The 21,110-nt window shown below is 41.0% G+C and carries 18 protein-coding genes and 2 pseudogenes; 9 read left to right on the top strand and 11 right to left on the bottom strand.

The window, feature by feature from the left end; all coding sequences use genetic code 11:
- Nucleotides 1-179: 179 nt before the first annotated feature.
- Nucleotides 180-1,553, bottom strand: coding sequence for an MATE family efflux transporter (locus AAC147_RS12380; protein WP_047681451.1), 1,374 nt, complete (start codon nt 1,551-1,553; stop codon nt 180-182).
- A gap of 240 nt (nt 1,554-1,793) precedes the next feature.
- Between AAC147_RS12380 and AAC147_RS12375 the strand changes: the two genes are divergently transcribed.
- Nucleotides 1,794-2,435, top strand: coding sequence for a riboflavin synthase (locus tag AAC147_RS12375; RefSeq protein ID WP_047681448.1), 642 nt, complete (start codon nt 1,794-1,796; stop codon nt 2,433-2,435).
- 95 nt (nt 2,436-2,530) lie between these two features.
- Here the strand turns inward: AAC147_RS12375 and cfa are convergent, their stop codons facing one another.
- Nucleotides 2,531-3,682, bottom strand: a complete 1,152-nt coding sequence (gene cfa, locus AAC147_RS12370) for a cyclopropane fatty acyl phospholipid synthase (RefSeq protein ID WP_047681445.1) — start codon at nt 3,680-3,682, stop codon at nt 2,531-2,533.
- A 318-nt stretch (nt 3,683-4,000) separates the two neighbouring features.
- Nucleotides 4,001-5,182, bottom strand: a complete 1,182-nt coding sequence (gene punC, locus AAC147_RS12365) for a purine nucleoside transporter PunC (protein WP_047681442.1) — start codon at nt 5,180-5,182, stop codon at nt 4,001-4,003.
- 123 nt (nt 5,183-5,305) lie between these two features.
- On the opposite strand from punC, the gene punR reads away from it, so the two are divergent.
- The gene (punR, locus tag AAC147_RS12360; RefSeq protein WP_047681439.1) at nt 5,306-6,214 is read left to right on the top strand and encodes a DNA-binding transcriptional activator PunR; all 909 of its coding nucleotides are present in this window, start codon (nt 5,306-5,308) and stop codon (nt 6,212-6,214) included.
- 3 nt (nt 6,215-6,217) lie between these two features.
- Here punR and purR read toward each other — a convergent pair whose 3' ends face one another.
- Nucleotides 6,218-7,243: an HTH-type transcriptional repressor PurR gene (gene purR, locus AAC147_RS12355; protein WP_047681436.1), complete on the bottom strand. Its 1,026-nt coding sequence runs from the start codon at nt 7,241-7,243 to the stop codon at nt 6,218-6,220.
- Nucleotides 7,244-7,773: 530 nt separating this feature from the next.
- A complete protein-coding gene (gene sodB / locus AAC147_RS12350) occupies nt 7,774-8,352 on the bottom strand; it encodes a superoxide dismutase [Fe] (RefSeq protein WP_047681434.1) in 579 nt (192 codons plus the stop codon).
- 365 nt (nt 8,353-8,717) lie between these two features.
- Here sodB and AAC147_RS12345 point away from each other — a divergent pair, with 365 nt between their 5' ends.
- Nucleotides 8,718-9,059, top strand: a complete 342-nt coding sequence (locus AAC147_RS12345; RefSeq protein ID WP_047681431.1) for a Grx4 family monothiol glutaredoxin — start codon at nt 8,718-8,720, stop codon at nt 9,057-9,059.
- A gap of 172 nt (nt 9,060-9,231) precedes the next feature.
- Here the strand turns inward: AAC147_RS12345 and rnt are convergent, their stop codons facing one another.
- Nucleotides 9,232-9,888, bottom strand: coding sequence for a ribonuclease T (gene rnt, locus AAC147_RS12340; protein WP_047681428.1), 657 nt, complete (start codon nt 9,886-9,888; stop codon nt 9,232-9,234).
- A 125-nt stretch (nt 9,889-10,013) separates the two neighbouring features.
- Nucleotides 10,014-10,421 (bottom strand): lactoylglutathione lyase, encoded by a 408-nt coding sequence (gene gloA / locus AAC147_RS12335; RefSeq protein ID WP_047681426.1) that lies wholly within the window; start codon nt 10,419-10,421, stop codon nt 10,014-10,016.
- Nucleotides 10,422-10,680: 259 nt separating this feature from the next.
- Here gloA and AAC147_RS12330 point away from each other — a divergent pair, with 259 nt between their 5' ends.
- A complete protein-coding gene (locus AAC147_RS12330; RefSeq protein ID WP_047681423.1) occupies nt 10,681-10,920 on the top strand; it encodes a DUF1289 domain-containing protein in 240 nt (79 codons plus the stop codon).
- A gap of 699 nt (nt 10,921-11,619) precedes the next feature.
- Nucleotides 11,620-12,057, top strand: coding sequence for a transcriptional regulator SlyA (gene slyA / locus AAC147_RS12325; protein WP_047681420.1), 438 nt, complete (start codon nt 11,620-11,622; stop codon nt 12,055-12,057).
- Nucleotides 12,058-12,137: 80 nt separating this feature from the next.
- Here the strand turns inward: slyA and AAC147_RS12320 are convergent, their stop codons facing one another.
- Complete coding sequence (locus AAC147_RS12320; RefSeq protein WP_047681417.1) at nt 12,138-12,611, bottom strand: outer membrane lipoprotein; 474 nt, start codon at nt 12,609-12,611, stop codon at nt 12,138-12,140.
- 334 nt (nt 12,612-12,945) lie between these two features.
- Between AAC147_RS12320 and anmK the strand changes: the two genes are divergently transcribed.
- From anmK to pdxY, 4 genes are all read left to right on the top strand, one after another.
- Complete coding sequence (gene anmK, locus AAC147_RS12315) at nt 12,946-14,058, top strand: anhydro-N-acetylmuramic acid kinase (RefSeq protein WP_047681414.1); 1,113 nt, start codon at nt 12,946-12,948, stop codon at nt 14,056-14,058.
- A gap of 41 nt (nt 14,059-14,099) precedes the next feature.
- Complete coding sequence (gene pdxH, locus AAC147_RS12310; protein ID WP_047681411.1) at nt 14,100-14,753, top strand: pyridoxamine 5'-phosphate oxidase; 654 nt, start codon at nt 14,100-14,102, stop codon at nt 14,751-14,753.
- Nucleotides 14,754-14,956: 203 nt separating this feature from the next.
- A complete protein-coding gene (gene tyrS / locus AAC147_RS12305; protein WP_047681408.1) occupies nt 14,957-16,228 on the top strand; it encodes a tyrosine--tRNA ligase in 1,272 nt (423 codons plus the stop codon).
- 124 nt (nt 16,229-16,352) lie between these two features.
- Entirely contained in the window at nt 16,353-17,231 is an 879-nt protein-coding gene (gene pdxY, locus AAC147_RS12300; RefSeq protein WP_047681405.1) for a pyridoxal kinase PdxY, read from the top strand.
- Nucleotides 17,232-17,339: 108 nt separating this feature from the next.
- Here pdxY and AAC147_RS20145 read toward each other — a convergent pair.
- The 3 genes and pseudogenes from AAC147_RS20145 to AAC147_RS12290 all read right to left on the bottom strand — a co-directional run.
- Nucleotides 17,340-18,629 (bottom strand): annotated as a pseudogene (locus tag AAC147_RS20145) (salicylate synthase); the annotation flags it as partial.
- Nucleotides 18,630-18,713: 84 nt separating this feature from the next.
- Nucleotides 18,714-20,285 (bottom strand): annotated as a pseudogene (locus tag AAC147_RS20140) ((2,3-dihydroxybenzoyl)adenylate synthase); the annotation flags it as partial.
- Between the two features lie 35 nt (nt 20,286-20,320).
- On the bottom strand, nt 20,321-21,097 hold the full coding sequence (locus tag AAC147_RS12290) for a thioesterase II family protein (protein ID WP_047681460.1): 777 nt from the start codon (nt 21,095-21,097) through the stop codon (nt 20,321-20,323).
- Nucleotides 21,098-21,110 lie beyond the last annotated feature (13 nt).

The following is a 21,110-nucleotide window of genomic DNA, read 5'->3' as shown; positions in this document are numbered from 1 at the left end:
CCAACTGAGCTACGGACGCAATCTAAATTTCAGTGGCTGACAACGGGGACGAATATTAACGATCACTGAGCTGTCTGGCAAGGGGAAAAATGTAAATTCGTGTTCGATTGCTCGCATTTACATCTATCAGTGTGAATTTATAACTTTTTCCCCTTGAGATGATAATCTAATACACTGAATTAACGAGTAGAATATGCCAGAACAGTATGATCAGGTTGTTTTTGTAACCACCAAATCCGGCTACCCATCATGATTGCCGCTACAGTTAATCCGATAATAAATCCAATCCAGAAACCCTGTGGCCCCATTGGTTCAGTCACATAGTTGGTTAATGCTAGTATATAACCACTAGGTAATCCGAAACCCCAATATGCGATGAAAGTAATAAAGAAAATAGAACGTGTATCTTTATATCCGCGCAATACCCCGGAACCAATCACCTGAACTGAATCAGAAAGCTGATAGATAGCTGCAAACAGCATCAAATGAGATGCCAAAGTGACAACTTCAGAATTATTGTTGTACATGATTGCAATTGGTTCACGGAATAGAATCGTGAAGGTTGCTGTTATACACGCAACTACCAAGCCAACAACAAGGCTGGTATAAGCTGATATTTTAGCGCCTTCGGTTGATTTCTGCCCAAGGTTATAACCTACACGGATAGTTGCCGCTATGCCAAATGACAACGGGAACATAAACATCAATGAGCTGAAATTGAGAGAAATTTGATGCCCTGCAACGGCAATTACGCCGAGAGGAGAGATCAGTAGGGATACAACAGCAAATAACGTAACCTCAAAGAACATAGCCAGAGCGATGGGCAAGCCAAGCAGAGTAATGCGTTTTTGAGCATGCCAGTTAGGACGGGTAAAATTATCAAACGTATGGATATCTTTCTGAGAAGGTGAGTGTTTGACATATGCAAGTAGTAACAGGAACATTACCCAGTAAACGGCTGCTGTCGCAACACCACAACCCACACCACCAAGTTCCGGAGCACCGAATTTACCGTAAATGAAAATGTAGTTGACGGGGATATTAACCAATAATCCTAAGATACCAATAACCATTGCTGGTTTGGTTTTTGACAGCCCTTCACACTGACTGCGTAAAACCTGGTAGTACAGACAACCAGGCGCTCCCCACATAATAGCGTGAATAAAATCTACAGCTTTTTGTGCCAGAATAGGATCCACATTATGTTGCGCTTCTATAATGAAGCGGCAGTTATACAAAATTGTAATAATGAAAATAGCCAAGAACGTTGCCAGCCAAAAACCTTGTTGGATTTGGCTGGCGACATTTTTTCTCTGGCCTGAGCCATTCATATGCGCAACGATTGGTGTTAAGGCCATCAACAAGCCTTGACCAAACAGAATCGCTGGCAGCCAAATTGATGTCCCGATAGCAACCGCAGACATCTCGATTGCGCCGGCTTTACCAGCCATAACTGTATCTACAAAACCCATCGCAGTTTGTGAAAATTGAGCGATGATGACGGGGATCCCCAGAGCGAGCAAACTACGCGCTTCATTTAAATATTTCTGCACGTACTACACCTTTTTTGATTAAAAATTAATTAGAAGAACAAGGAATATTTCTGCGAGCAAACGAAGTTGTTTGAAAAGTAATCTCTTGTTAACTCAAGTATTGTATAGGACTCATTTTATTAAACCAATCATTGCACGATATTTATACCAAATCGAAAATAACTCTCAACCGAAATAGTGTCTAAAAGAGATGAGTACGTTACACTAACTTATCATGCAAAACGATGAAAGAGGTTTCCCATGTTTACAGGCATTGTCCAGGGAAAAGCGCCTATAGTTGCTATTGAAGAAAAAACACACTTTCGGACTCATATAGTTAAATTTCCGGCTGAATTATTACCCGAAATTGAAACGGGAGCTTCCGTTTCCCATAATGGCTGTTGTTTGACTGTCACCAAAATAGATGGCGATTTGATTAGTTTCGATTTGATGAAAGAGACACTGCGTTTGACTAATCTCGGTGAGCTTAAAGTTGGCGATTTAGTAAATTTGGAAAGAGCAGCAAAATTTGGTGATGAAATTGGTGGGCATTTGATGTCCGGTCATGTCATCACAACGGCTGAAATTGCTAAAATTTTTACTTCGGAAAATAACCATGAAATATGGTTCCGTATTTATGATAAGCAGTTAATGAAATATATCCTGCATAAAGGTTTTGTTGGTATTGATGGGATCAGCCTGACGATTGGAGATGTCGTGCATAATCGTTTCTGTGTTCATTTGATTCCAGAAACGTTGGAACGTACGACACTGGGCAAAAAACGCATTGGTCAAAAAGTAAATATTGAAATTGACCCACAGACACAAGCAATTGTAGATACTGTTGAACGGTTCATGGCGCAAAAAGAACAGGAAAGAGTATTATCCCAATTGGAAGAGTAGTTAACGTTGCTTATATTAAAAAATATTAATGAAAAAAGCTACAGAGGTATTCACTGTAGCTTTTCAACAGCTTTAGAAAGCTGTTGTAAACAATATCATCGAGGAACTCTCAGCCCATTTTCAATTCCATGCGGGCTGAACATAACTTGCCATAGTTGAATATCTCTGGCACGGAATGCGCCAGCGCAGGCATTCAGATAATAGCTGAACATTCGTTTGAAACGAGGGCTGTAGTTATTTTCTATCTTACTCCAGTTCTTGATAAAACGTTCATACCATGCCATCAGGGTACGATCATAATCAGCCCCAAAGTTATGCCAATCTTCCATAACGAACTTTCCAGTGCTGGCTTTGGCGATCTTTGCAATTGATGGTAAGTGGCCATTAGGGAAAATATATTTGCTGATCCATGCATCGACATTGATTTTATCTTGATTGGAACCAATAGTATGAAGTAAGAAAAGCCCATCAGGTTTCAGGTTCTTACGTACTATATCGAAATAATTGGCGTAATTTTTATAGCCAACGTGTTCAAACATGCCAACGGAAACAATTCTGTCAAACTGTAGATTCAGGTCACGATAATCTTCAAGGATGATTTTAACATCCAGATCTTTACAGCGGTCTTGAGCGTATTTCTGTTGCTCTACAGAAATGGTAACACCAGTAACGGAGACATTATAGTGTTTGGCAGCATAGGCGGCCAACCCACCCCATCCACATCCGATATCCAAAAGAGTCATGCCCGGTGATAACTGTAGTTTTTCGCAAATTAACCGGAGCTTATTAGATTGAGCTTCTTCCAGAGTATTTGCATCTTTCCAGTAACCACAGGAATATTGCATGTAGGGATCAAGCATGAGCGTGAATAAGTCATTACCTAAATCATAATGCTCTTCACCCACGATCCAAGCTCGTTTGGGAGATTGTAAATTAAACACGCGGGAGGCAATAACCTTCAAGATATCTTTGATATTTTTAGGGATGCTATGTTCCAGGCCCGCTCTTAAGACTTTATAAAAGAATATGTCCAAACGTTCACAATCCCACCAACCATCCATATAACTTTCACCCAATCCCAAAGAGCCTTGTTTTAACACTCTTTTATAGAAATCAGGGTTTTTGACTTGTATATCAAAAGGACGCTTGCCGTTGATTTCAACATCCGCTTCTTGAAGCAAGTCATTGGCGATCCTATGCCACTGGTCAGTAATGGTTTTTTTTCCTTCAACGAAAGATGAACTCATAGACTCTCCAACATTTGTTTGATGGAATTTTGAGGTATATCTTTGTGATAGGTTATTTATTATCCTAAAACAAAAATGGATTGACTTGAAATTAAGCAGAAAATGTTTCAAAGGCAGAGATGCCAATTCATCCTGAAATTAAAGAGAGCTTCATTGCCTTTAGAAACCTCAAATTCCGAGTTTTTTAGAATAATGAATCTGTATGAGTATATGAGTGAAATAATATTTAAACAATAATTTAAAGGCCATATTATGGTATGGCCTTTATATGAGAATATTCTTAGTTATTATCTTTCGGCGTAATTTTTAAATATATGACTAATGATTATCGTTTACTTTTTTCTTTTGTAAACAATAACCTATTATCATTGGGATAATGGTCGAAACCATCACTGTTGTAGTAGACAGAAGCGGGTTTTTCATAAACGTAGCAACAAACATGCTGGCAATAAAGCAAAGACCCAACTGTAAAGCATTTTGTAATGCGGCCGCTTTACCGCCGTCTTTTGGGTAAACAGAAAGTGCATTTGCCACAGCAATAGGGTAAGAAGCACCATTCATGACGGCCATAAAACAGAAAGGAATAAGAATAAGCATGAAAGAAGGATAAATTCGGGCAATTAAATAGATGAGTACCATGCTTACAGCATAGCCTATCAGCAAAATTGGAAATATGGTTTCACTTTTGACTTTTTCCAATAAAATGCGGCAACCATATCCACCGAGCATAAATGCCAAAGTTTGTGGAATATAGCTTAAGCCAATATCTGTGGCATCATAACCCATATTGATAAGAATCGTTGGTGAACCCGTTAGCCAGGCAAAAAAACCAGCACTACAGGAAGCATAAATCAACACATTTCCGCTGAAGGTTGAAGACTTCAATAAGGTGAAGAAAGAAACTTTATTTTCATTAATGTTGGTGTCAATAATAGGTGCGCGTTTACTTGCCAGTAAAAATGTGGGTACAAGCAGAACTAGTGTGACAGCCATTAAAACAAGAAAAATAGTTCTCCAACCTGTATGTGACAATAACCATGCACCGAGTAAAGGGGCAAGGGCAGGGGAAAGTGCGACCAGTGGCATAATCATGGCAAAAACACGTTTTGTGCGTTCAGAGTCATACCTATCAACGACTAGAGCTTGCCAGGAAACAGCAGCAGAACAGACACCCACAGCTTGAATAAATCTCAGAATAAGTAATTGAGTTGCATCTGTTATCCAAAGCATTCCTAAACAGCTAAGACAAAACAGAGACAAGCCGATAAGCAGAACAGGTTTTCTTCCCAGACGATCAGACAATTGTCCCCATAAAAGCTGAGCAACTGCAAAACCAGCAAGAAAAACGCTGAGGCTTGCACTAATAGCCCCTTCTGATGTACCTAAGTCTTTTGCCATGGCATCAAAAGCGGGCAGATACATATCAATAGCTAAGTAGCCAAGCATACTTAGGCCAGCGAGATAAAGCATAAATGGTATGGAATTTTTATTTGTAGTCATTGTGTCAATAAATCGATGTGATAATTGATAAGAGAATATACGGTTTATTTTATATGGCGTAATTTTTGCTTGTGAAACGGTATTATTTGCATAATGCTGTGAAAAAAATTAAAAGGAAGAAATATGTGGTCTGAATATTCTCTGGAAGTTGTTGATGCTGTAGCCAGAACAGGAAGTTTCAGTGCAGCAGCATCAGAGCTTCACCGCGTACCTTCTGCCATCAGTTATACAATAAAACAACTTGAAGAATGGTTGGCAGTGCCTTTATTTGAACGTCGTCATCGCGATGTGGAATTAACCGGGGCAGGGGCTATCTTCGTAAAGGAAGCGCGTTCTGTTATCAAAAAAATGTATCATACTCGTCATCAATGCCAGCAAGTGGCGAATGGTTGGCGTGGGCAACTCAGTATCGCTGTTGATCAAGTGGTGAAACCAGAACGGACACGCCAGCTTATTCTGGATTTTTACCGCCATTTTCCGGATATCGAGTTATTTATTTATCCTGAGGTTTTTAATGGGGTATGGGATGCGCTAGTGGATGGGCGCGTTGATGTTGCTATTGGCGCCACTCGCGCTTCTCCGGTCGGGGAACGGTATAGTTTCAGGGATATGGGGTTCATGCCGTGGTTATGTGTTGCCAGTCCTGAGCATGCGTTAACCTCTATAACAGAAAGATTAAATGATGACCAATTGAGGGCTTATCCTAGCTTGTGCCTTGAAGATACTTCACGCAATTTGCCCAAACGTAATACATGGGCTTTGGATAATCAACGGCGGTTAGTTGTTCCTGATTGGAATGCGGGGTTGGCTTGCCTGATGGATGGACTGTGTGTGGGAATGGTGCCCACACATCGTGCTTTGCCGCTCATTCGTCAAGGAAAACTCAGCTTGCTTGAACTTGAGCAACCATTACCTGATAGCCCATGTTGCCTGACATGGTCGCAAAAAAGCCATTCACCTGCATTAAGCTGGTTGCTTGATTATCTTGGAGATAGTGCAACACTCAACGCTGAATGGCTACAAGAGGATTAATTGTTAACGACGATAATCAATGAAAGGGCCATCTGCAACAGAGCGCCGTTCAACAAGGCGCGGATGGACTTCGATAGTTTGTGCATCTTCACGTTTATTAATGATCCTATCAAGTAACGTGGAAAAAGCCATCTGCCCCAGACGCTCTTTAGGCTGATGAATCGTTGTCAGCGCTGGTGTAAAATAACGGGCATTGCGAATATTGTCATAACCAATGACAGAGATATCTTGTGGAACACGTAACCCCATCTCATCAGCAGCACAGATCGCCCCCATTGCCATGACATCTCCTCCACAAAACACGGCCGTAGGGCGGTGTTTTTGGCTTAAGATCTTATACATCGCCTGATAACCGGATTCAGGCTCAAAATCCCCCTGAACAATCCATTCTTCCCGAATAGTGATATTGGCTTCTTTCAACGCCTTGAGGAAACCTTGATGACGTCCGCCTCCGGTATTTCTGGCTAATGATCCGGGAATAGCAGCAATATCACGGTGACCACGTTCAATCAGATATCGACCGGCCAAATAACCACCATGGAAAGCATTATCGATAATTGCATCAGTGAAATCCCCTCTGGCCTCACCCCAATCCATGACTACCATGGGGATGTTGCGATAGTCTTCCAGCATTCCCAACAGTTGTTGAGGATATTCAGAACACATAACCAGTAAACCATCAACGCGTTTTTGTGCCAGCATAGCGAGATAAGCTTTTTGTTTGTCGAGATTGTTATGGGAATTACATAAAATCAAAGTATAACCTTTGCTATAACAACTATTTTCGACAGACTCTATGATTTCAGCGAAATAAGGTGCTTCACTTGATGTTGCCAGTAATCCGATAGATTTGGTGTGATTAACCTTCAAGCTACGGGCAACAGCACTGGGGGAATAATTCAGTTCTTTAATGGCAGCCCACACTGTGGCCTTTGTATCTTCGGCGACGAAACGGGTTTTATTGATAACATGGGATACGGTTGTGGTTGAAACACCAGCGCGTTTGGCCACATCTTTAATCGTTGCCATGATAAAAAGGACTCCTGACCTTAGGTCTAAATTTGTATACCCTTCATCTGGATATAGATCTTTGTTAATCATTTGCCAGTATTATATTTATATATAGGAAGATAACTGACAACAATTTAGCGATAAACCCTGAATTTTGTCTGATCTAGCGCAAAAGTGAAAGTAGTAATCAATGCTATAAAGTATATGCATTAAATATCACAGTGTGGTTTTTTTAACCTCTGAGGTAAATAGCCAAACAAAATTTATGGTGTCGCTGAGTCTTAATTTTCATGGTGAGGATGGCTTATGGATACAGATCTGAAATTGGGATTATTGACTGCCTGTAGTGCATTAATCATGATTGTTTTTCTGGGGGGACTTTGCCTGATCTAATCAAGGTCGGGAAACAATATCAAGGTGAAATGCTGTCTGTTTTACTTTAAGGCAAGTAAAGGTAAGTTTTTCACTACTCAAAGGGCACTTACTAAATGAAATTAAGTGTGTTGAATCGGAAAAACTTACCCTTGTCATTTTAACTGGTGAATTAATTAAGCCAGATTTTCTTCCACAAATTTCCAGTTAACCAGAGCCCAGAAATGCTCCAGATATTGAGGACGTGCATTGCGGTAATCGATGTAATAGGCATGTTCCCAAACGTCAACTGTCAGAACTGGTTTATCTTCACCAGTCAATGGAGTTGCTGCGTTGGAGGTATTGACGATAGCCAGACTGCCGTCGGTTTTCTTAACCAGCCATGTCCAGCCAGAACCGAAGTTTTTCAGTGCGGCATCAGTAAATTGCTGTTTAAACTCAGCAAAAGAACCGAAAGAATTATTGATGGCTTCTGCAACTTTACCAGTTGGTTCACCACCACCATTTGGTGACAGGCTATGCCAATAGAAGGTGTGGTTCCAGACTTGTGCTGCGTTATTAAAGATACCACCTTCAGAGGATTTGATAATTTCTTCCAGTGATTTTCCGGCAAACCCAGTATCTTTAATCAGATTATTCAGGTTTACAACGTAAGCGTTGTGGTGTTTACCGTAATGATATTCCAGAGTTTCTGCTGAGATGTGAGGTTCTAAGGCATCTTTAGCATAAGGTAATGCTGGTAATTCAAAAGACATTGCATACTCCTTTTAATATCGGGTTTTTGGCTTTATAAACCATGACTTGTAGCGTATTAATCATGGATAGAGCAAATTTTAGCTTATTATCATGTTGCTATTTTGTTTGGTAATTATCTTAACAATTTTTCTGCTAAATAACAGGGGAAATGATGTTATTTAGTGGCGATTTGACGTAGAAGCATTCAATTTTACTGATTTTAATATTTATTAAGGATGAAAATATCAACTAGTTACAACCTATTGTTCAGAACAAAAAATTTGCAGGAGTGTGTTCACGGTAGCAAATCAGCATCAGAAAGTGGTATTCTGAATCAATCTTTTCTGATGCTGATAAACAGCGCCTGCCGTTTAAGGAAGTAAAAATGACGACAATTGAGAAAATCGAACGCCAGATTCAAGAAAACCCAATCCTGCTGTATATGAAAGGTTCACCAAAACTGCCAAGCTGTGGTTTTTCTGCTCAGGCAGTTCAAGCTTTGTCTGCTTGTGGTGAACGTTTTGCCTATGTAGATATTCTGCAAAACCCTGATATCCGCGCAGAGTTGCCTAAATATGCAAACTGGCCAACATTCCCTCAGCTTTGGGTTGAAGGTGAGTTAATTGGGGGATGTGACATTCTGATTGAAATGTATCAACGTGGTGAATTACAGGTTCTGCTCAAAGAGACTGCGGATAAATACCGTGAGCAGGAAGACAGTCAGTAATTTGTTGTCTCAGTAAAGTTTTGAATCAACAAAGCCCCATACACAATTAGCATGAATAATCATATTTATTGACGGTAATATTCCATGGCAATGTTAGGTTGTGGCAACAGGTATGGGGTGATAATCGTTATAGAGTTATAAACTGAGCGCCTATCTTAAGGCGCTCAGTTTATCAGGTTTCATTATTGTGATCTGGCACAGCCAACGGCCAACCACCAAGCCGTTTCCAGCGATTAACCAATTCGCAGAAAAGCAGGGCAGTCCGGTCTGTATCATACAGAGCACTATGTGCCTGATTATTATCAAAAGGTATTTCTGCTGTAATACAAGCTTTAGCCAGAATTGTCTGGCCTAGCACTAATCCACTTAATGCGGCAGTATCAAAAGTGGCAAAAGGGTGAAATGGATTGCGTTTTAAACCAGAGCGTTCTGCTGCCGCCATAACAAAATTGTGATCAAAACTGGCGTTGTGGGCAACTATAATTGCGCGGTTGCAATGACTGTCTTTCATGCCTTTGCGGATCATTTTGAAAATAGCATGTAACGCTGTATATTCACTGACAGCTCCCCGTAATGGGTTGGTAGGGTCGATACCTGTAAATGCTAAAGCTGCCGGGTCAAGGTTGGCTCCTTCAAAGGGCTCAATGTGGAAATGTAGCGTATCAGCAGGTGCCAGCCAACCTTCTTCATCCATTTTTAAAGTAATTGCAGCGATTTCGAGTAAAGCATCTGTCCGTGCATTAAAACCAGCAGTTTCTACATCAATGACAACGGGATAATAGCCACGAAAACGTCCGCTTAGTATGTTTTGATCTTTTGTATTAGACATCTGATTTTGTTCTTAACTTCAGGATAGCGGATATTATGACAAAATTTACGTTGTCTTGCAGAAGTAATATTTATCCAGTTGAGAAATGAAGGGCATGCAAGATGCCCTTTTGTAGAGAAGAATAATTAACGCCCTAATGCACTGGTGGCACTTTTGTTTTCGATTAACTCGATCTTATAGCCGTCAGGATCTTCAACAAAAGCAATAATAGTTGTTCCACCTTTAACTGGCCCTGCTTCGCGAGTGACTTTCCCGCCAGCAAGTTTGATACGTTCACAAGTTGCTGCAACATCATCAACGCCTAAGGCGATATGACCGAATGCGGTTCCCATTTCGTAGTTTTCAACTCCCCAATTATAGGTCAGTTCGATGACAGCACCTTGACTTTCATCGGTATAACCTACAAAAGCGAGGGAATATTTATACTCTGGATTTTCACTAGTACGAAGTAGACGCATACCCATCACTTTAGTATAAAAATCAATCGAGCGTTGCATATTGCCAACACGGATCATTGTATGAAGTAGACGCATGATTACCTCTTGAATTTATGGTCTTATAATCAAATGGCGATATCGCGAAATAACGTAGTGGTGAAATTTCGCGCTCTGACTGCATATGTTTGATTAACTATATATGGTAAAGATAAAGTAATTCAATTCGTCCTTTCATCTATTTTGTTTCTAATCATTACTATTTTTGTAGTTCAATATTTGGCTTGAACTTAATCTGGGTAATGTTGCAATTCTGTCATAGATATTATTTAGGTAACTCTGAGTACAGGAGGATGACATGGCTGAGCAATTAGAGTTTTTTGCTATTCCGAATCCTTGTAAAGGAATTTGTGAATCTGATACTCGTGGTTTCTGTCGGGGATGTTATCGCAGTAGGGAGGAGCGATTTATGTGGATGAAATTATCAGATGGACAAAAAAGAGAAGTATTGCGGTTATGTCGTGATAGATATCTGCGAATGAGAAGGAATAAAGAACATGATGAAGGTGAACCATCAAAACAGCTTGGATTATTTTGATTTTCCGTCTTAACTGTTAATGAAAATTGTTTATATGAATAATATTTCATATTTCCCATAAGGTTAGGAAGTTTTACTGTAATAAAATGATATTTTATTCATATTACATGTCTTTTATTTGATATAGGTCATTAAAAAATATTATAACAGTTGACTAATTAAAGTCTTTCGGTAAAATTTTCTTATCAAATAATCAATTATTGAACAATAATCACGCTAATTATTTATCTTATTGTTTTTAATGATTTTTGTCTTTTTATTGGCTGTAACTGTAAGAGAAAAATGATATTAATGTAAAAATATATAGATTAGTATTTGGATGGCGGTTATTCTTATAGAACTTTAGCCGAGTGGTGCTGTATCTATTTTTTAGAGTTTGTATTTGTTTCGTTGATATTTAAAATTTTAATAGTTTAGTTGAAGGATTATTTTATACAGTTTATATCGTTGGTGGATTAATGCGCGATTTTATTCGATGTGCCGTAAAACTTCGCTTTTTAGGGCAACGAAGATGTCAACTTTATTTTTTGTTTGTGAAACGTAAGTAACACGCCAACGCGACACTAATTAAGTAATTAGCGAAATATCTGACTTTACTTATGTGAGCGTGATATAGGATGCGTATCCATTATTCATATGAATAAACTGATTGGATAATTCATTGATGTTATATGAGTCTCTAATTATAAGGAGGGGTAATTGGAATTGACATTGGGATCAGACCTGGCACGTTTAGTTCGTGTTTGGCGCGCTTTAATTGATCATCGTTTGAAGCCGTTGAAATTAACTCAAACACATTGGGTTACTCTGTATAATATTAGTCTGTTACCACCGGAGCAGTCACAGATACAACTTGCGAAAGCTATTGGTATCGAACAACCGTCCTTGGTAAGAACTTTAGATCAATTAGAAGAAAAAAAACTCATTACAAGGCACACATGTGCTAATGACCGGCGTGCCAAAAGAATCAAATTAACCGAAGAATCGGAAAATTTTATCAAAGAAGTGGATAGTGTTATTGGTTTGACGAGGAAAGAAATTTTGGAGGGAATTACTCATGATGAGCTAATTCTGCTTGCTTCTGTAATAAAAAAAATCGAAAAAAATATTAACCAATTACATAAACAGGTAATATAAAAATCAATCGATAAACAGAAAATCACGGATTACCGAGATTTAGTTCCGCGATTTTCTGTTTAAATATACATTGAACAATGTTAAATAGGTGATACCGTTGTCGAGTCGCCACTATCGACGATTTTAACTCGTTGCCCTTTATTGAATACAACCTGATCCAGCTTCTGTACCACAACGATATTCCTTCCGCTATCAGTACGAATTTCCAATTCAACACCTTTTGTTTTATCGAGAACACCTTCAATTCCTTGACCTGCCATTCCACCAGCGATAGCACCTGCGGCTGTTGCAAGCTTTTGACCAGAACCACCACCAATGGTATTTCCTAATAATCCACCTAAAACAGCTCCACCAATCAGACCCAGTACATTCGGGTCACCAGACTGACCACCTTTAATAGTCACCGGGCGGACGGACAGAATAGTGCCATAGGCAACGTTTTGAATTTGTTTGGCTTGACCAATCGAGTAGGTGTCGCTGGAAAGTGCTCCCATGTCAGCACATCCGGATAATGTTGTCACTACAACTGCACCAACCAGGAAACGTTTGAACATAGTTACTCCTAATTTTAATGCTACGGGGGAAAACTGATAATAAACCTACAACCAAGCATTCAGCTACTATGGTCAGTAACAAGCATAATAATTTTGCGAGTTACTTATTCTATACACTAATGGCTTATCTCTAAATATATAATAAATTTCTCGATGAACTCCAATAGGAATAATTCCTGACCAAAAGTTTAGCATGTTTTGTGAAGAGTCCTCCAAAACTCAGATTTTATCTCTTATATTGCTTGTTAAGCATATATAGTCCAAATCAATGTGTTTTATAGTTACACGGAATTTATTTACAAATGTAATCCATTCTTTAAATAGGAGAATATTTATGAAGTCAGGACGTTATATTGGTGTGATGTCGGGCACCAGCATGGATGGGGTTGATGTTATTTTAGCAGAGATTAGTGATAAGGCGGTTACACAGCAGGAAAGTTATAGCCATCCATTTCCTCAGGAACTTAAACAAAAATTACTTTCTATTTGTCAGGGGCAGCAGACAACATTATCAATAGTTGGGCAGCTTGATTATGAACTGGGGACGCTTTTTGCTGAATCAGTAAAAGGATTATTAGATAAAGCCGGGTTAACTGCAAATGATATTACAGCGATTGGGTGTCATGGTCAGACTGTATGGCATGAACCGGACGGCGAAAAACCTTTTACCATACAAATCGGTGATAATAACCGTGTAGCAGCATTAACGGGCATTACAACTGTAGGAGATTTTCGCCGCCGCGATATGGCGTATGGTGGTCAGGGAGCACCTTTAGTTCCCGCATTCCATATGGCGGTACTTGGGCATCCGGCAGAAAGGCGTGTGATTCTTAATATTGGTGGTATTGCCAATATCTCTGCGCTTCTGCCAAATTCTGCTGTCAAAGGATACGATACCGGGCCGGGGAATATGCTGATGGATGCCTGGACATGGCGTCATAAACAACTGCCTTATGATAAAGATGCACAATGGGCGGATGAAGGGAACGTCAACGAGGATTTACTACAGAAAATGTTGTCTGATCCTTACTTCGCACGTACTGCGCCGAAAAGTACGGGGCGTGAATACTTCAATATGGCATGGTTGGAAAAACAATTGGTTGATTTTCCTGATGTCAAACCAGAGGATGTGCAAGCCACTCTAGCTGAACTGACAGCAGTTAGTATTGCCGAGCAGGTATTACTGAATGATGGTTGTGAACGTTTGTTGGTTTGTGGTGGTGGTGCCAGAAATCCGCTCATCATGCACCGATTGTCTGCTTTGTTGCCTGATACTGAAGTTGCTACAACAGATAAATATGGATTGAGTGGTGATGATATGGAAGCATTAGCATTCGCTTGGTTGGCATTCCGTACAATATCTGGGCTGCCGGGTAACTTACCATCAGTAACTGGTGCCGACAGGGCAACGATTTTAGGAGCAATTTATCCTGTTGCTGATAGATAACAATGTTATGCTGATACTCATTCAGGAATCGAGAGCTAAAAATGTCAGAGCATAATGAAACTCATATAGCAGAATTGCGCCGCGAATATATGCGTGGCGGATTACGGCGGAAAGATCTTACTAAAGAGCCGATGGATTTGTTCGAACTGTGGTTCAAACAGGCCTGTGAAGCCAAACTCAGCGATCCAACGGCAATGTGTATTGCGACGGTTGATGAGCATGGTCAGCCTTATCAGCGTATTGTTTTATTAAAACACTTTGATACCCGTAGTCTGGTGTTTTATACCAATCTTGGCAGTCGGAAGGCAAAACATTTAGCTCAAAATAACCGTATCAGTCTCCATTTCCCATGGTATCAGCTTGAGCGACAGGTTAGTTTCCTGGGAAAAGCTGAACGTTTATCACCTGTTGAAGTGGTGAAATATTTTCACAGCCGTCCGAAAGATAGTCAGATTGCAGCTTGGGCTTCACAACAATCTTCTCGTATTTCGGCCAGAAGTATTTTAGAAAGTAAGTTCTTAGAACTTAAGCAGAAATTTCAGAATGGCGAAGTGCCGTTACCCAGTTTCTGGGGGGGATTCCGGGTTGAGTTTGATTCAGTAGAGTTTTGGCAGGGAGGTGCTAGTCGTCTTCATGATCGTTTTCTGTACCAACGTGAAGGAGATGAGTGGCATATTGATCGTCTGGCGCCTTAACTGTACCAATTACCATTTTTAATACTGGCACTTATATTACTGGCGTTTTATGCTATAGCGCGCGATTTATAGCAAATTGTGACAATTATATATGCCTAATAGGTTGCAAGTTGCAGTGCAGCAATCAGTGAACATAATCGATAAAGCCTGCAACTTGAAAGACAAAGGGTATAACTACAGAATACAAACCGATGGAGTCATTGATGTCTAGCAATAACCTGATTAAACAACTGCAAGAGCGGGGCCTTATTGCCCAGGTAACGGATGAAGAAGCGTTAGCGGAAAGACTGGCGCAAAGTCCGGTCTCTCTCTATTGCGGCTTTGATCCTACCGCTGACAGCTTGCATTTGGGCCATCTGGTTCCCTTGCTGTGTTTAAAAAGATTCCAACTGGCAGGGCATAAGCCGATAGCGTTAGTAGGTGGAGCGACAGGTCTGATTGGCGATCCGAGCTTTAAAGCTGTGGAGCGTAAATTAAATACAGAAGAAACTGTCAAAGAGTGGGTTGAAAAAATTCGGAAACAAGTTTCACCATTCCTCGATTTTGAAGGTGAGAATGGTGCAGAATTAGCCAACAATTATGAATGGTTTGGCGAAATGGATGTACTGACTTTTCTGCGTGATATAGGCAAGCACTTTTCCGTTAACCAGATGATCAATAAAGAAGCGGTGAAGCAGCGCCTGAACCGTGATGATGTTGGTATTTCGTACACTGAGTTTTCTTATAACCTGTTACAATCTTATGATTTTGCTAACCTGAATGGAAAATACGGTGTTGAATTGCAGATCGGTGGTTCAGACCAATGGGGCAATATTACGTCAGGTATCGATTTGACACGCCGTTTACATCAGAAACAAGTATTTGGTTTGACAGTACCTCTGATTACTAAATCTGATGGCACCAAATTCGGTAAAACAGAAGGTGGCGCAGTTTGGTTGGATCCTAAGAAAACCAGCCCATACAAATTTTATCAGTTCTGGATTAACACAGCAGATGCTGATGTGTATCGTTTCCTGAAATTTTTTACTTTCATCAGCATTGAGAAAATCAACGCATTGGAAGAAGAAGATAAGAACAGCAGTAAAGCTCCGCGAGCTCAGTATGTTCTGGCCGAAGAAGTTACCAGACTGGTACATGGTGAAGCGGGTCTTACTGCGGCGAAACGCATTACTGAAAGCTTGTTCTCTGGCGCTGTCGCCGATTTGACCGAAGATGATTTTGCACAATTAGCGCAGGATGGTATGCCGGCAATTGAACTTGAGAAGGATGCTGATTTGCAACAGGCTCTGGTGACCGCTGAATTTGTTCCTTCCCGTGGGCAGGCGCGGACCATGATCAGCTCCAATGCGGTTTCCGTTAATGGTGAAAAACAGTCTGAGCCTATGTATGTGTTTACCGATAATGACCGTCTGTTTGGACGTTATACTTTACTGCGCCGTGGTAAAAAACATTACTGCCTCATTAATTGGAAATAATCCATAAAAGTGTTACTAAAGGGCAACGTACTGTTGCCCTTAAAATATCTGCCTGTTAAGCCACTTATGGTTCTTAAACATGGTTTTTAAGCATCGCTCCTAAAATAATAAACCAGGCCTTATCATGAAAAATATTCTTTCAATTCAGTCTCATGTTGTTTTTGGTCACGCAGGAAACAGCGCGTCTGTTTTTCCGATGTGTCGTATGGGAGTGAACGTATGGCCATTAAATACGGTTCAGTTTTCTAACCATACTCAATATCCACAATGGCGTGGTTGTGTGATGCCGCCGGAGCATCTGGCTGAAATTGTGCAGGGAATTGGTGAAATTAATAAATTAGCATCCTGTAATGCCGTACTGAGTGGTTATATTGGTTCGGCGGAGCAGGGAAACTATATCCTTGATATCGTGAAACAGGTTAAACAAGCTAATCCTGAGGCATGGTATTTCTGTGATCCTGTTATGGGACATCCGGAAAAAGGATGCATTGTTGCTCCGGGAGTGGCCGAATTCCTTACTGAAAAGGCGTTACCTGTCAGTGATATCATTGCCCCTAATTTACTGGAGCTTGAAACACTGGTTATGCGGGAAATCAAAGAGGTAGAACAAGCAATATCCGCAGCCCGTTTACTGTGTGAAAAAGGCCCTAAAATTGTTTTGGTTAAACATCTTAGTCGTGCAGGCTACCGAAAAGATAATTTCGAAATGTTGCTGGTAACTAAAGAAAATAGCTGGCATATCAGCCGACCATTGATCGATACCGGTGAACGTCAACCCGTTGGAATAGGTGATTTAACCAGCGGCTTATTCCTCGTTAACCTACTGAAAAGCCCGTCTTTAACAAATTCAGCATTGCAGGCTGCGTTGGAACATGTTACCGCAGGAGTTTATGAAGTCATGCTGGAAACGCAAAAAAGAGGAGAGTTTGAGTTACAGCTTGTAGCTGCTCAGGACAAGATGGTAACCCCGACCCATAAATTCAGTGCCGTGCAAATTGATTAAGTATAAAAACAGCCAGTATTGTTCATGCTCATCCTGGGAAAACCAGATATGACTCTGGCTTTCCCGGAGGTATTGCTACTAGAGCATTATGGCTTATTTAATAGACTCTTAGTCTTTTTTGTTGGAATACGCGCGAACATATTTAATAATGCACTCAAGTTTTTCGCAGGTTTCCTGCCATTCTCTTTCTGGCTTCGAATCTCTGACCAGTCCAGCACCAGCCTGTAGCCAACAGTGTTCTTTATGCTGATAAAGAGAACGTAATACCAGTGCTGCGTCTAACTTACCTGAGCTATCCAATAACATGACACAACCACTATAAAGCCGACGAGGTTCTTTTTCAAAATGTGAAATAGCTTGTAAAGAAGTTTTTTTCGGTATCCCTGAAGCTGTTACTGCTGGGAATAAGGCAATGAATGCATCCCAACGATTTTTTCCTGTTTGTAATAATCCTTTTACGCGTGATGCTAAATGTTGTACCGAACCACGTTCACGAATAGCCATAAATTCTGATACACAAAGCGTGTCTGCCTGACAAATCGGGGCCAATTCTTCTAATGCGAGTTTGGCTGACACCGCGTGTTCAGCGATTTCTTTCGTATCAGAAAGTAAATCTGCCCGCAGCTTTTGATCTTGATCTTTGTCATGTGTCAATGCTCTTGTGCCCGCCAATGGTTGGCTATTGACCCAACCAGTACCATCTGCCTCAACCACGGTTTCCGGGCTGAAACCGTAAGCAGAAAATTCTTCATCCCGTAAGAAGAAAGAGCGGGCAGGGGTATTAGCCTGACGGCCCAACCAGTAACTGTGTGTCATGTCAATATTTGAACCAAGCTGAACTTTGCGTGAGAGGATCACTTTTTGGTAATGGCCTGTGACAATATCTTTAACCACATTCGCTACGTTATCTTGATAATTTCTTTCCGCGTCTGCTGTGTTGATAATTTCCAGCTCTTTTGTATATGGGAAAGTTGGTGTACCGACTTGATCAGCTTGTCTGATTTTTTCGCTCAATATAGTGAGCTGATTTTCTTCAAGTGTTCGTATCAGAACTTGCCCTTGAATTATGCGTAATTCATGCTGCGGAACCGTGATTTTTATTAATGCTTCATTTTGTTGTTCTAATGATGAAGCTAATGGTATCTCATATGCCATATGAGAAAACTCAAACAATGTTCTGCCATAAGCACGCCAGTCTTTGATAGAAAGGTCGTTGAGGACCTGCTCAAGTTTTTGGCTTAACGTACTGATATCGTATGGATGTCGATTACCTTTTGAATCAATCAATTGTCCAGATGCATTTACACTTATAGTGGCTGCACAGCCAATCCCCAATGACCATTCATCTTTGATCTCGTAGAGGGTACAAGGTTGTGTATTATTATCTGTAAGATCTGCAATTAAATGAGTGACCAGATCTAATGGAGTACTGGTAATAGCGATAGTGTGTTCATGATATTGCTGCATTGGGTTGTTATTTTCTTCTGCTTGTTTCGTATGTTCTGTTTGTGCCATCTGTACCAACTGACGTTTGTCTATTTTCCCTACTGTGGTTAATGGCCAATATGCCACAAACAACCATTGATCAGGGACCTTATGGCGCTGAACACCTTTCTGATGTAAAAATGACTGTATCTGTATAGGTTCTGGTTGGTTAATATTCTTTGGTATGCAAGCGCAAATTCGTTCACCCAAGAGTTCATCAGGAACAGCGATAACAACTACGTCATCAATATTTGAATGTTGCAACAGTAATGTTTCAATTTCTTGTGTTGAAATTTTCTCGCCACTACGGTTGATCTGCTCTTTAATGCGTCCTTCAACGATCAGGTTGCCATCTGTTCTCATACGAACCAAATCGCCGGTACGATAGAATCCGTCAGTGGTGAAGGTGATGGTATTATGTTGTTCAGCGCGGTAGTATTCCGTAATGGTGTAAGGGCCTCGTGTAATCAATTCGCCTACTTCACCGGAGGGGACAGATTGCAGATTGGCGTCAACAATTTTTATCTCATCTTCTTCTGATAGTGGGCGACCTTGGGTGTTAATAATGACCTCATAAGGATCATCCAGTCGGGTATAGCAAAGTAATCCTTCTGCGGTGCCAAATACCTGTTGCAAAGGACCAAGTCGTGTCATCACCTGTTTTGCCAGTTCTGGTGTAAGTCTGCCTCCACCGACTTGTAAACAACGCAGAGAGGAAAGATCGCTTTGTTCCCAGTCACGAGCCTGTTCCCAGAGTCGTGCAAGCGCTGGAACTAACGCAGTATGTGTCACCTTATGCTGATTAATCAATGGCATGGCTTCATCACAACTGGCGGTATTACTTAAGAGGACACATCCTCCTTGAGAAAGTGTGCCCAGAATACCGGGACTGCCTAAGGTGAAATTATGTGCAACAGGCAGTACTGCTAAATAAACGCTTTCGGTATTCATTGAGCACAAGCGAGCTGATAGCACAAAGTCATAAGTATAGGCATCGTGAGTGCGTGGAATTAATTTCGGTGTGCCTGTTGTTCCTCCGGAAAGCAGGAGTACAGCAATATCACCGTAACATGGTCCAGAAACAGAGAGATCGAGTGGTTCACCATCAATGGAGGATAAAGCAGTAAATTCTTCTGCTTCCCCATCAACAATAATATGTTTCATCTCAGGACGAGACGTTGCCACTTCCCGTGCCATTTCTCGGTAATCAAAACCATGGATACAATCAGGGATAATGTAAGCCACCGGACGGGCAATCTGGCAAAGTGCATGAACATCATGGGCCCGTTGTGTCGGCATTAATAATACTGGATGAGCACCTAATCTAAACAGAGCAAAACAGGTGACAACAAAGGAGATGCAGTTAGGCAATTGCACCATGACGTTGTCACCATGACGTATTCCCCGCTGAGATAACCCACTTGCCAGCCTTTCCACAAGTTGATGGAGGTCATGGTAAGTCAGATGTTGTTCTTGATAGATCAGCGCTGTTTTATTCCCCCAGGTTTTCGACCAGCCGGTAAGCTGTTGGTCTATGGTTTTACCATTCCAAAGATAGTCTGGCGTCATAGTAAAATTTCTTCCTGGGATTGAATAAGATGCCATTATGCGAACTCCTGTGGATAAACATATTGCATAAATTGTGTAATGTGACGAAGAAAACTTTGAGGTTTTTGCGTGATATAAAAATGGTTGCCGACAATCTCTTGATAGCAATGCGAAAGGTTTTGCATGTCACCGGCAAGCCAGTGATGCCACTGCTGAACTTCCAGAGCAGAAGCCTCTTTGTCTTCATTGCCATAAAGCAACAAGGTTGGTGTTTGCAGTTTTACTGATCCAGATGGAATAACCTGATGATAATGTTCCGTAGCCCAGAAATCAGCACGTAGCATGGGTAAAAACAGTGCCAGCAATCCGGGATCTTCGCGTAACATCGGGCTGCAACCGCCAATATCAATGAGTTGCTCAATAAATTCATGATCAGATAATCCACTCAATTGACGGCGGGATTGAAGATGGGGGGCATGACACCCCGAAAGCACCAGTGCCTTAGGAGAACAATCATGTTGTTCAAGGCGTTGGCAAGTTTCAAAAGCGACCTGAGCTCCCATGCTGTGACCGACTAGTATCAGGTTTTCTCTCTGAGCAGGTGTGAGTGACACGAGCAGCTCAGAAAGTGATTGCGCTAATGGTGCAATGCTGGTGACCGCACGTTCATTCATACGGTTGTCACGTCCGGGATAAATCACCAGCGAAACGGCAATATCTTGATTTTCCAGAGTAGACCATTGGCGAAATGCACTGCTGCTGCCCCCGGCAAAGGGGCAGATTAATAGAGTGTATTTGGGTTCGTCATGAGGTGTCAGGCACGGGCGAACCATTGGATGTACAGGG

Origin of the sequence: Xenorhabdus sp. NBAII XenSa04 (assembly GCF_963866145.1) — a bacterium.
Lineage (GTDB): Bacteria > Pseudomonadota > Gammaproteobacteria > Enterobacterales > Enterobacteriaceae > Xenorhabdus > Xenorhabdus indica.
This window is presented reverse-complemented; position numbering and strand designations above follow the sequence as displayed.